A 13605-nucleotide genomic window follows, 5' to 3' on the forward strand; every position below is an offset into this window, starting at 1 on the left:
ATGCACTTCAGCGAACTGATCAACGCACTTTCCACCCGTCCCATCCGTCTGCAGCGTGAAGACCAGGACCTGATCGTCCTGGGTGATGACCAGACGCTGGACGACCCCCTGTGGGAGGCGTTGTCCCGGCACAAGCCGGCCTTGCTGGAGATGCTTGCAAGTCAGGATGACGATTGGCTCAGCCCGGCATTTCGCGTCACCCCCGACATGCTGCCGTTGGTCAGCCTCGACCAGGCGGCCATTGACCGTATCGTCGACAGCGTGCCGGGCGGGGCGGCCAACGTACAGGACATCTACCCGCTGGCACCCCTGCAGCGGGGCATGCTGTACCACCACCTGTCGGCCCAGGACGGCGACCCCTACCTGTCGCAGGTGCAATTGCGTTTCGCCAGCAAGGCGCACCTCGATGCCTTCGCCGACGCCCTGCAAGCGGTCATACAGCGCCACGACATCCTGCGCACTGCCGTACATTGGGAATGCCTGGACGAGCCCGTGCAGGTGGTATGGCGCGAAGCGGCCCTGGTGCGTGAAGCGTTGCCGTTCAAAGGCCACGGCGCACTGACCGAGCTGTGCGACCACCTCGCCCCACGCCGTTATCGACTGGACCTGCGCCAGGCACCCCTGATGCAACTGGCCCAAGCCCAGGGTGAGGGGCAGGCGTGGGTGGCAGTGCTGACCTTCCATCACATGATCATGGATCACACGGCGCTCGATATCGTGCGCCGGGAAATCCAGGCGCATTTGGCCGGTACGGCCGCGCAGTTGCCCGCGCCGACGCCGTTTCGCAACTTCCTGGCGGCGGCCCGCCAGGCCCTGGACGAACAAGCCCACACCCAGTTCTTCGAGCACATGCTGGCCGATATCGACGAGCCGACCCTGGCCTTCGGTGCCCAGGCAAAGCCCGAGCAGCTTCTGCAGCAAGCCCGCCTGACCTTGCCGACCCCTCTGGCCCGTCGCCTGCGTCAACAGGCCCGGCAGCTCGGGGTCAGCCCAGCCAGCGTCCTGCACCTGGGCTTCGCCCGGTGGGTAGGGCAGCTGGCCGGGCGTCAGACGGTGGTGTTCGGCAGCGTATTGCTGGGCCGCATGACCGCCGGGGAGGGCGGCGAGCAGGCATTGGGCATGTTCATCAACACGCTGCCGCTGCGTATCGACGTGACAGAGGTGGGGGTCAAGGACGGCCTGTTGCACACCCACCGTCGTCTGACCGGCTTGCTGGCCCACGAACAAGCGTCCCTGGCCCTGGCTCAGCGCTGCAGCGGGGTGGCTGCGCCCACGGCCTTGTTCAACAGCATGCTCAATTACCGTCACAGCGACGCCGGCGACGCCGCCGAGATCATTCCTGTCGCGCCGGGTATCGACATTGTCGGCGCCGAGGAGCGTACCGATTACCCATTGACGGTGAGCGTGGACGATTTGGGCGACGACCTGCGCCTGACCGTGCAAAGCCTGCCTGAATGGGATGCCGCACGCCTGAGCCAGCAGTTCGAGCAGGTGCTCGCCAATCTCGTGCACGCCCTGGAACACGAGCCCGACACGCCTTTGCAGCACGTGGCCGTACTGCCGCCGCAGGAATTCGATCAGGTGGTGCGTCGCTTCAACGACACCGCCTGCACCTATCGGCAGGGCGACACTGTGCACGCACGGATCCAAGCCCGTGCGCGCGTGGCGCCAGAGGCCATCGCACTGCGTCAGGACGGCCAGGTGCTGAGCTACGCGGCGCTCAACCAGCAGGCCAATCAACTGGCCCACCGGCTGCTGGGAGAAGGTGTGAAGCCAGGCCAACGCATCGCCCTGTGCCTGCCGCGAAATGCCAACAGGCTGGTCGGCATGCTCGCGGTGCTCAAGGCCGGTGCGGCCTACGTGCCCGTCGATCCCGCTTACCCCGCAGACCGCATCGCCTACTTGCTGACCGACAGCGCACCCGCCTGGGTGCTGGCCGAGTCCAGCATCGAAGGCCTGCCCACTGGCGTGCCGCGCCTGGATCTGGACCATCCCCCTACCGACGCCCCGACACACGACCCTGTGGTCACGGGGCTGGATAATCGGCAACTGGCCTACCTCGTCTACACCTCAGGCTCGACCGGCCAGCCCAAGGGCGTAATGGTCGAACACCGTGCCCTGGTCAACCTGGTGGACTGGCACTGCCAGGCTTTCGAGCTGGACGAGCACGGCCACGCCTCGAGCGTGGCCGGGTTCGGTTTCGATGCCCTGGCCTGGGAGGTATGGCCCTGCCTGTGCGCCGGGGCTACGCTGCACCTGCCGCCGGCGGATGTTGGCAATGAGCATGTCGAGGCGCTGCTCGACTGGTGGCTGGAGCAGCCGCTGACGGTGAGTTTCCTGCCAACGCCCGTGGCCGAGCACGCGCTGCGCCGCGAGCGCCAGCACCCGACCTTGCGCACCCTGCTGGTGGGCGGCGATCGCCTGCGCCACTTCGAGCGCGATCCAGGCTTTGCATTGGTCAACAACTACGGCCCGACCGAAACCACCGTGGTCGCCACTTCTGGACGACTGCGCCCAGGCGGTGCCCTCCATATCGGTACGCCGATCGCCAATACCCAGGTCTACGTGCTGGACGCAGGCCTGCAACCGGTGCCCGTGGGCGTCGTAGGCGAGTTGTATATCGGGGGCGCTCAGGTGGCGCGGGGCTACTTCAACCGCCCCGAACTGACGCACTCGCATTTCATCAAGGATCCGTTCAGCGATGACCCTCAGGCACGCCTGTACCGCAGCGGTGACCTGGTACGCTGGAACACCGACGGCACGCTGGATTACCTCGGGCGCAACGACGACCAGGTGAAGATTCGCGGCGTGCGCGTTGAGCTGGGTGAAATCGAGGCGGCGCTCAAGTGCCAGCCTGGTGTCGAAGACGCCGTGGTGCTGGTGCGCGACGGCCGACTGCTGGGTTGGTATACCCAAACTCGGCCTCTTGAAGCGCTGGCGCTGCGCGAGGCGTTGCAGGCCTGTCTGCCTGCGCAACTAGTGCCCGCGGCACTGACCTGCCTCGATGCATTGCCGCTGACCCGCCATGGCAAGCTTGACCGCCGGGCGTTGCCAACCCCGGACACCTCAAGCCTTGCTGCCAGCGCCTTCGAAGCCCCGAACACCCCGACCGAAACGGCCATGGCCGCGATCTGGGCCGACGTGCTGCAGGTCGACCGGGTAGGGCGCCACGACAACTTCTTCGAGCTGGGTGGGCACTCGTTGTTGGCGGTCACGCTGGTCGAGCGTCTGCGCCGGGCGTCGCTGGTGGTGGACGTGCGCATGCTGTTCGCCCAGCCCACCGTCGCCGCCCTGGCCGCTGTGGTTGGCGATAGCCCGGCCTTGCAGGTGCCGGCCAATGGCGTGCCGATGGGCGCGCAGCGCATTACGCCCGACATGCTCAGCCTGATCACGCTGGAGCAGCACCTGATCGACCGCATCACTGCTCAGGTACCAGGCGGCGCGGCCAACGTGCAGGAAATCTATCCGCTGGCACCCCTGCAGCAGGGCGTGCTCTACCATCACCTGAGCGCAGAGCAGGGCGACCCCTACCTCTTGCAGACATGCCTGGCATTCGACAGCATCGAGCGCCTGCTGGCCTGGGCCGGCGCCCTGCAACAGGTCATCGACCGACATGACATTCTGCGCACCGCTGTCCTGAGTCACGGCTTGGCGCAGCCGCTGCAGGTGGTGTGGCGCAAGGCCGAGCTGGGCGTCTTCGAGGTGACCGACCTGCACGAGGATTCGGGCACCTCGCGCATCGACCAGTTGCAGGCGCGCTTCGATGCCCGCCATCACCGCATGGACCTGAGCCAGGCACCCCTGGCGCAGTTGCACTATAGCCTGGACCCTGACAATCACCGGGTGGTGGCCGTGTTGCTGTTCCATCACCTGGCACTGGACCACACGGCCCTGGACGTGGTGCTGTACGAGATGCGCACCTTGCTGTTTGGGCAAGGGCATACCCTGCCGCCGGCCGTGCCGTACCGTAATTACGTTGCCCAGGCTTGCCTGGGCGATGAAGCCGCCCACGAGGCCTTCTTCAAGGCCCTGCTGGCCGATGTCGATGAGCCCACCCTGCCGCTCGGTCATGCCGACGTGCAAGGCGACGGTGCTGGCATCGAGCACGCCTTGCTGGCGCTCGACCACGGCCTGGCCCAGGGCCTACGTGCCCAGGCCAGGCGCCTGGGTGTCAGCGCTGCGAGCCTGATGCACGTGGCCTGGGCCCGTGTACTTGGGGTGTTGGCCAACCGCAGCGATGTGGTGTTCGGCACAGTGCTGATGGGGCGCTCGCAAGCCGGCGAGGGCGCCGACCGCGCACTGGGCATGTTCATCAACACCCTGCCTCTGCGTGTCGATACCGCCGCCGGGGTAGAACAAGGCGTGTTGGCCACGCACCGCCACTTGTCGGCCCTGCTGGCCCACGAGCATGCGTCGTTGGCACTGGCCCAGCGTTGCAGCGGCGTGGCCGCCGGGACGCCGTTGTTCAGCGCGCTGCTCAACTACCGCCACAGCGCCGACCCGGCCGCCCAGGCAGGTGACGGCCTCTGGGAGGGCGTACAGCTGCTGGGGGCAGAGGAGCGCAGCAACTACCCGCTCACCCTCAGCGTCAACGACCTGGGGAATGGTTTTACCTTCAATGTGCTGGCGTTGATCGACATCGGCGCGGCGCGGGTCGCCGAGTGGATGGCAATGGCCGTGGCGCAGATGGTTCGGGCGTTGGAGCACGACCCGCAAACCAGCGTTCAGCGCCTGTCCATACTGGACGATGCGGCGCGCGAGCAGGTGCTGGGCGGCTTCAACTTGACCGCGCAAGCGTACCCACAGGGCCAGACCGTACATGCGCTGATCGAGGCCCAGGCTGCCGCGGTGCCCGATGCCACAGCGGTGTGCCAGGGCTCCCTGACCCTGACCTACGCCCAGCTCAACCGACGCGCCAATCAGTTGGCCCATCGGCTGATCGCAGAGGGTGTAGGCAGGGCTGACCGCGTCGCCTTGTGCCTTGATCGCACACTGGACCGTATCGTCGCCTTGCTGGCCGTGCTCAAGGCCGGGGCCGCCTACGTGCCCGTGGACCCGGCCTATCCGGCCAGCCGTATCGCCTACCTGCTCGAAGACAGCGCGCCGGCCCTGTTGCTGGCCCAGGCCGACATTGGCGGCCTGCCGCCGCACGTGCGCCGCATCGACCTCGACCAGCCGGATGCTTACCTGAGCCTTACCGACAACCCGCACGTGGCGGGGCTGACTGCCAATGACCTGGCGTACCTGGTGTACACCTCAGGGTCCACCGGCCAGCCCAAGGGCGTCATGGTCGAGCACCACACCGTGACCAACCTCGTCCACTGGCACTGCCAGGCGTTCGCCGTGCAGGCGGGCACACGCACCTCCAGCGTTGCCGGTTTCGGTTTCGACGCCATGGCTTGGGAAGTCTGGCCCGCCCTGTGCGCGGGGGCCACGCTGCACCTGCCGCCGGCCTACCTGGGCAACGAGCAGGTCGAGGCGTTGCTGGACTGGTGGCTCGAACAACCCCTGACGGTCAGTTTCCTGCCGACCCCTGTGGCTGAACAGGCGCTGCGCCGCCCACACCAGCACGCCACGTTGCGCACCCTGCTGGTGGGCGGCGATCGCCTGCGTCAGTTCGAGCAGGACCCAGGGTTCACCGTGGTCAACAACTACGGCCCCACCGAGTGCACCGTGGTTGCCACCTCGGGTGCGTTGGCACCCGGCGCAGCCCTGCACATTGGCATACCCATCGCCAATACCCGTGTCTACGTGCTCGATGACCTGGGCCAGCCTGTGCCGGTCGGGGTCACCGGCGAGCTCTACATTGGTGGCTCGCAAGTGGCGCGAGGCTATTTCAACCGGCCGGACCTGACCGCAGAGCGCTTCCTGCGTGACCCGTTCAGCCGCCTTCCCAACGCCCGCCTATACCGCAGCGGCGACCTGGTGCGCTGGAACAGCGACGGCACGCTTGATTACCTGGGCCGCAACGACGACCAGGTCAAGGTGCGTGGCGTCAGGGTGGAGCTGGGTGAAATCGAGGCCGCGCTCCGGGCGCAGCCCGGCGTCGGCGATGCCGTGGTGCTAGTGCGCGGCGAACGCTTGCTGGCCTGGTTCACCGAGACCTCTGCTGTCGAGGTGAGTGACGTGCGCCAGGGCTTGCAGGCAAGCCTGCCTGGTCAGCTGTTGCCCCAGGCCTTCATCCGCATCCAGGCGCTGCCCCTGACCAGCCATGGCAAGCTCGACCGTCGCGCGCTGCCCGAGCCACAGCCCCAGGACCTGGTCCAGCAGGGGTATGAGGCCCCGCTGGGTGAAACCGAGGCGATCATCGCTCAGGTGTGGGCCGACGTGCTGGGCCTGGAGCAGGTCGGCCGGCACGACAACTTCTTCGAACTGGGCGGGCATTCGCTGTTGGCCGTGAGCCTGATCGAGCGGCTGCGCGAACAAGGCTTGGCCCTGGATGTGCGCGTGTTGTTCGGGCAACCGACGGTGGCGGCACTGGCCGGGGCGCTGGGCTCAGCCCGCGAGGTCCAAATCCCTGCCAACGGCATCCCGGCCCACTGCACCCGCATCATCCCGACCATGCTGCCCTTGCTGATGCTGGATCAGACTGCGCTGGACCGCATCGTTGCTGCGATCCCCGGCGGTGCGGCCAACGTCCAGGACATCTACCCACTGGCGCCGCTGCAGGAGGGCATTCTCTATCACCACCTCAGTGCAGACGATGCCGACCCGTACCTGCTGCAATGGCGGGTCGCCTTCGATTCGCGGCAAAGGCTGCATGCCTTTGCCCAGGCCCTCGACCAGGTGGTGGCTCGCCACGACGTGCTGCGCACGGCGGTGCTCTGGGATGGCCTGCCCCAGCCGGTGCAGGTGGTGCAGCGTTCGGCGAGCCTGGCGTTGATCGAGGTGACCTCAAACGACGCGATGCTTGCCGGTCAACGTATCGAGCTTGCCTCGGCGCCGCTGATTCGGCTGTTGCATATCCATGACGCGGCAGGCGTGCAGGCCGTGCTGCAGTTCCACCACATCGTGCTCGACCACACCGCCATGAAGGTGGTGTTGGCAGAGATTCGCGATCACTTGCACGGCCAGACGCCGGCAGGGGCGCCGGTGCCTTACCGCAACTACGTGGCCCAGGCCCGGCTGGGTATCAGCGAGGCCGAGCACGAAGCGTTCTTCAGGACCGAACTGGGCGATGTCGAAGAGCCGACGCTGCCCTACGGGCTTGCCGATCTGCAGCATGAAGGCGGTGATTTCGAGCTGGCCAGTACCGATTTGGCCACTGAGCAGTATCAACGGCTGCGGGCGCTGGCCCGCCAGTGCGGGGTGAGCGCCGCAAGCCTGGTGCACCTGGCCTGGGCGCGGTTGGTCGCGGCCACCAGTGGCAAGGACGACGTGGTCTTCGGCACTGTGCTGCTTGGGCGCCTGCAAGGCGGCGAGGGCGCCGACAGGGCCTTGGGTATGTTCATCAACACCCTGCCGCTGCGCCTGGACTTGGCAGGGCTCGACGTACGGGCAGCGGTACAGCTGACCCACCAGCGCCTGGCTGCGTTGTTGGTCCACGAGCACGCCTCGCTGGCGCTGGCCCAGCGCTGCAGCGGCGTGGCCGCACCCACGCCGCTGTTCAGCGCGATGCTCAACTACCGCCACGGCGCGACCGAGCAAGAGCAGCAGGCGCGCGACCAGGCCCTTGAGGGTATCGAGGTGCTGCCGGCCGGCGGGCATGGCAATTACCCGATCAGCGTCAACGTCGATGACCTGGGCACAGGGCTGCGCATCACCGCCCAGGTGTGCAGGCCCATCGGCGCCCGCCCACTGTGCGAGCAATTGGCGCATGTACTGGTCGAGCTGCTGGATGCGCTTGAACGGCGCCCGGCGCTACCGGTGCACAGCCTGTCACTGCTTGACCCTGCGGCGCGCGCAGCAGTACTGGGTAACCATCGCGCCTGTCCACATGACCTGACCCAGACCCTGCACGGTCTTTTCGAAGCGCAGGCCCTGCGCAGCCCGCAGGCCATCGCGCTGGTCGCTGAGGACGGCGAGCTGAGCTACGCCGAGCTCGATCAACAGGCCAATCGTCTGGCTCACCATTTGCTGTCGCTGGGCGTACAGCCCGACGACCGCGTTGCGCTCTGCCTTGAGCGCGGTGTCGCGCTGGTGGTTGGCCTGCTGGGCATCCTCAAGGCCGGCGCGGCCTATGTGCCGATCGACCCTGGCTACCCCGCCGAGCGGATTGGCCACATGCTGCGCGACAGCGACCCACGCGCGGTGCTGGTGCATCGCGCCACTGGCGACCTGGCGCTGCCTACCCAGGCGCCCAAGGTGGACATGGACACCGCCCGGTGGGCGCAGCAAGCGCATTTGGCTCCCCAGGTGCCTGGGCTCACAGCACGCAACCTGGCCTACGTGATCTACACCTCCGGCTCTACCGGGCTGCCCAAGGGCGTCATGGTCGAGCACCGTAACGTGGTGAACCTGGTGCACTGGAGCCAAGGGCAGTGGCCGCTCGCGGGGACCCAGGCTGTACTGCACAAGACGCCGATCAGCTTCGACGCCTCGGTGTGGGAGCTGTTCTGGCCACTGTGCAACGGCTTGCGCCTGGTGCTGGCCCGCCCGTTGGGCGAGCGCGACCCGGACTACCTGGCTCGGCTGATCCAGGCGCAGGGCGTGGCCGTGGTGCAGTTCGTGCCTGCGCTGCTGCAACAGTTCCTCGATCATCCAGGCAGCCGCCTGTGTTCAGGCTTGACAGACATCGTGTGCGGCGGCGGTGAGCTGACCCATGCGCTGGCCACGCAAGTGCGCGAGCAGTTGCCTCAGGTGCGTCTGCACAACGTCTACGGCCCCACCGAGACCACGGTCGATTGCAGCGCCTGGACGCTGCAGCCCACTGCCGCCATCCCCGTCGCTGGCCTGCCGATCGGAAGCCCGGTGGACAATACCCGCCTGTATGTACTCGATGCACACGACCAACCGGTGCCGCCAGGCGTTGCCGGGCACCTGCACATAGGCGGTGCTGGCGTGGCGCGCGGGTATCTGGGCTTGCCCGAGCAGCAGGCGGAGCGTTTCCTCGACAATCCCTTCGTCGAGGGCGAGCGGCTTTACCGCAGTGGCGACCTGGTGCGCCTGAATGCTCAGGGCGAGCTGGTCTTCCTTGGTCGACTCGACCAGCAGATCAAGCTGCGTGGCCTGCGAATCGAACCAGGCGAAATCGAAACCTGCCTGCAGCGCCTGCCTGGCGTGCACGCCGCCGTAGTGCTGGCGGTGGACGGTACGCGCCTGGCTGCCTGGTACACCGGTGACCCGCAGGCACCAGAGGCACTGCGCCAGGGCGTGCTCGAGCACTTGCCCGAGCACATGGTGCCTGCGGTGTTCATTCACGTGGATCGCTTGCCGCTGACGCCGAACGGCAAGCTCGACCGCAAGGCCCTGCCCACCCCGGACAGCGTGGTGCAGGGACGGGCCTTCGAGGCGCCGGTGGGTGATACCGAAGTGCTGCTGGCCCGCCTGTGGGGCGAATTGCTGACGGTGGCGCAGGTAGGCCGACACGATAATTTCTTCGAATTGGGTGGCCACTCGCTGCTGGCCGTCACCCTGACTGCTCGGCTGCGCCTTGAAGGCTTGCAGGTCGATGTGCGCACCTTGTTCGGCCAGCCGACCGTGGCTGCCCTGGCTGCCACGCTCACTGCCAGCCGTCAGGTCCAGGTGCCCGAGAACCGCATCCCAGCCGGCTGCTCGCACATCACCCCCGACATGCTCAGCCTGGTCGAGCTGGACCAGGCTTGCATTGCGCGGATCGTCTCGCAGGTCCCGGGCGGTGCAGCCAACGTGCAGGACATCTACCCCCTGGCGCCGTTGCAGGAGGGCATCCTCTACCATCACCTGTCGGCCGAGGATGATCCCTACGTGCTGCACACGCGCCTGCGTTTTAGCGACAAGCAACGGCTGCAGGCATTTGCCGCTGCACTGGACCAGGTCATCGCCCGCCACGATGTATTGCGCACGGCGATCTTCTGGGAAGGGCTGCCGCAAGCGGTGCAGGTGGTGGTGCGCCAGGCGCGCCTGAGCGTGGACGCCGTGGCTGACCTGTCGGCCACTGCCACCCTCGACCTGGCGCGGGCGCCGCTGCTGCGACTGGTGTACAGCCAGGGACAGCACGGCATCGACGCCAGCTTGCAGTTCCACCACATCGTGTTGGACCACACGGCGCTGGAGGTGGTGGGCGAAGAACTGACAGCCTTGCTCAGCGGTGCCCCCGCACCGGCTCATGCTGCGGTGCCTTACCGCAATTACGTCGCCCAGGCCAGGCTGGGGGTCGATCAGCGCGCCCATGAGGCGTTCTTCACCGCGCAACTGGGTGACATCGACGAGCCGACCTTGCCTTATGGCCTGGATGACGTACAAGGCGACGGCCGCGACCTGGACGAGGCCAGGCAGGTCTTGCCCGAGGCGCTGTCCACCGGCTTGCGCCAACAAGCTCGGCGCTTGGGCATCAGTGTTGCTTCGTTGTTCCACCTGGCCTGGGCCCGCCTGCTCGGGGCTGCCAGTGGCAGAACGCGCGTGGTGTTCGGCACCGTGCTGCTGGGGCGCTTGCAGGGTGGAGAAGGGTCCGAGCGGGCACTGGGGATGTTCATCAACACCTTGCCACTGCGTGTGGACCTGGAGGCCATCGGCGTGGTCGATGCGGCCAGGGCCGTGCATCAGGGGCTCAGCGACCTGCTGGCCCATGAGCATGCCTCGCTGGCGCTGGCACAGCGCTGCAGTGGCGTCGCGGCGCCGCAGCCGCTCTTCAGCGCAATGCTCAACTATCGCCATGGCACCCAGCCGGGTGCCGATCGCGGCGAAGGCTGGGCGGGTATCGAGGTGGTGGACGGGCAGGAGCGCACCAACTACCCGCTGAGCCTGAACGTGGATGATCTGGGCGAGGCTTTCCGACTGGTGGCCACCGTACCTGCGCAGATCGGCGCGCAGCGCATCTGCGGGCAGGTGCAACAGGTGCTGCAAGCGCTGCTGAGCGGGCTTGAACGCACCCCCACGTTGCCCGTGCAGCAATTGCCCGTGCTCGAAAGCCATGAGCGTGAACGCGTGGTGGCAGGTTTCAACGCTACCGAAAAGGCGTACGGGCTCGATCACACGCTGCATCGACTGATCGAAGATCAGGTACAGCGCACCCCGCAGGCCATCGCCGTCAGCGCCGAGGAGGGCGAACTGACCTTCGAGCAGCTCAACGCCCAGGCCAACCGCCTGGCTCACCACCTCATCGCGCTGGGCGTGACACCCGATGATCGCGTGGCGATCTGCGTTGAACGCAGTTTGTCGATGATGGTGGGGCTGCTCGGAATCCTGAAGGCGGGCGGCGCGTATGTGCCGGTCGATCCGGATTACCCGGCAGAGCGTATTCGCCACATGCTCACCGACAGCGACCCGGTGGCGGTGCTGGTGCACGCGGCGACCCGGCATGTGCCCGAGCACGGCGTCGTGATCGATCTGGACGCGCCGTTGAGCCTTGAACTGCCTGCCACCAACCCGGAAGTGCCGGGGCTCACCCCGCAGCACCTGGCGTACGTCATCTATACCTCAGGCTCGACCGGCTTGCCCAAGGGCGTGATGAACGAGCATGCCGGCGTGGTCAACCGCCTGCTGTGGATGCAGGACGCCTATGCGCTGAGTGCTGACGACGTTGTACTGCAGAAGACCCCGTTCAGCTTCGACGTTTCGGTCTGGGAGCTGCTGTGGCCATTGCAGACCGGTGCGAAACTGGTCATGGCCAGGCCCGGCGGGCACCGCGACCCGCAGTACCTGCAACAGGTCATCGATACTGAAGGTGTCAGCACGCTGCACTTCGTGCCATCGATGCTGGACGTGTTCCTCTCGGCCATCGAGTCAGGCTGGTCCGCGCCTTCGCTCAAGCGTGTGGTGTGCAGCGGCGAAGCACTGCCAGGCAGCCTTGTGCGCCGCTTCCACCAGCAACTGCCGGATGTTGAGTTGCACAACCTCTACGGCCCGACCGAAGCCGCCGTGGATGTGAGTGCCTGGCACTGCGTGAGCGCACCCGACAACACCCCAATCGGCAAGCCCATCGCCAACACCACCCTGTACGTGCTGGACGAGCAAGGCCAGCCGGTACCGCAGGGCGTGGCCGGCGAGCTGTACATCGGTGGCGTGCAGGTCGCCCGCGGTTACCTGAACCGGCCCGAACTGACCGCCGAGCGCTTCCTGGATGACCCGTTCGGTCAGCGCCCAGGCGGGCGGCTGTACCGCACAGGCGACCTGGCGCGGCACCTGCCGGACGGCAACCTCGAATACCTGGGCCGTAACGACGATCAGGTGAAGTTGCGTGGGCTGCGTATCGAACTGGGTGAAATCCAAGCGGCCATGACGGCTGTCGCGGGCATCAAGGAGGCCGTGGTCATCGCCCGCGACCAGCGCCTGATTGCCTACTACACCGGAGCCGAACAAAAGGTGGACGCGCTTCGCACGGCCTTGCTGCACCAATTGCCGGACTTCATGGTACCGGCGCTGTTCATGCACCTTCAGGCTTTGCCGCTAAGCCCCAACGGCAAGCTCGACCGCAAGGCGTTGCCTGCCCCTGACGTGACCCAGGAGCGCGTCTTCGAAGCCCCACTGGGCGAGACCGAAACCTTGCTGGCGGCGCTCTGGGCCGAACTGCTGGGTGTGGACCGTGTGGGCCGACAGGACAACTTCTTCGAGCTGGGCGGCCATTCGCTGCTGGCGGTCACCCTGACGGCGCGCCTGCGTGAGCGGGGGCTGCAAGCAGACATCCGGGTGTTGTTCGGCCAGCCGACGCTGCAAGCGCTGGCTGCCGCGCTGGGTCGTCAGCGCAGCGTCGTCGTGCCGGCCAACGTGATCACGCCTGACTGCACCCGTATCACGCCTGACCTGTTGCCACTGGCGGATCTTTCGCAAGCGGCCATCGACACGTTGGTGACGCAGATTCCCGGCGGCGTGGAGAACATTCAGGACATCTACGGCCTGGCGCCCTTGCAGCAGGGCATCCTCTATCACCACTTGGCCTGCGAAGACCGCGACCCCTACGTGCTGCAGGCGCGCTTCAGCTTCCCCGACCAGGCGCAGCTGGACGCGTTCGCCGCTGCCCTGGACGTGGTCATCGCTCGCCATGACATCCTGCGCACCAGCATCCATTGGCACGCGCTCGAAGAACCTGTGCAGGTGGTGTGGCGAAACACGCCTGCGCTCGCCAGCCAACTTGCCACGCCTGGCGAGGGGCTCACGCTCACCCAGGCGCCGCTGGTGCGCCTGGTGCAAGCGCCCTCTGGGCAAGCGGTGCAGGCAACGCTGCTCATCCACCACATCATCCTCGACCATGCGGCGGTCGAGCAGCTGGTGGCGGAAATCACCACTGTGCTGCAAGGCCAGCCGGTGCTGCACGCCAGCACGCCGTACCGCAACTATGTGGCCCAGGCACGCCTTGGCGCCGATCCTCAGGCTGACGAGACGCTGTTCCGTGAGTTGTTGGGCGATATCGACGAGCCGACTGTCGTGTTCGGCTTGCATGACGCCGATACCGGTACCGGCGAGGTGTTCGAGACCCGCCAGTGGATCGAAGGCGGGGTGGTCTTGCAGCTGCGCGAACAAGCGCGTCGA

The 13605-nt window shown here is 66.9% G+C and carries 1 protein-coding gene (only partly in view); it reads left to right on the forward strand.

The window, feature by feature from the left end:
• Positions 1 to 13605, forward strand: the 5' portion of a protein-coding gene (locus NMB38_RS10835) for a non-ribosomal peptide synthase/polyketide synthase (protein WP_494355074.1). Its footprint extends 8748 nt past the window's final position; 13605 of the gene's 22353 nt are visible here — the first part of the coding sequence; it begins with the start codon at positions 1 to 3; the stop codon falls past the right edge of the window.

It is taken from the genome of Pseudomonas sp. FBCC-B35, assembly GCF_059133755.1.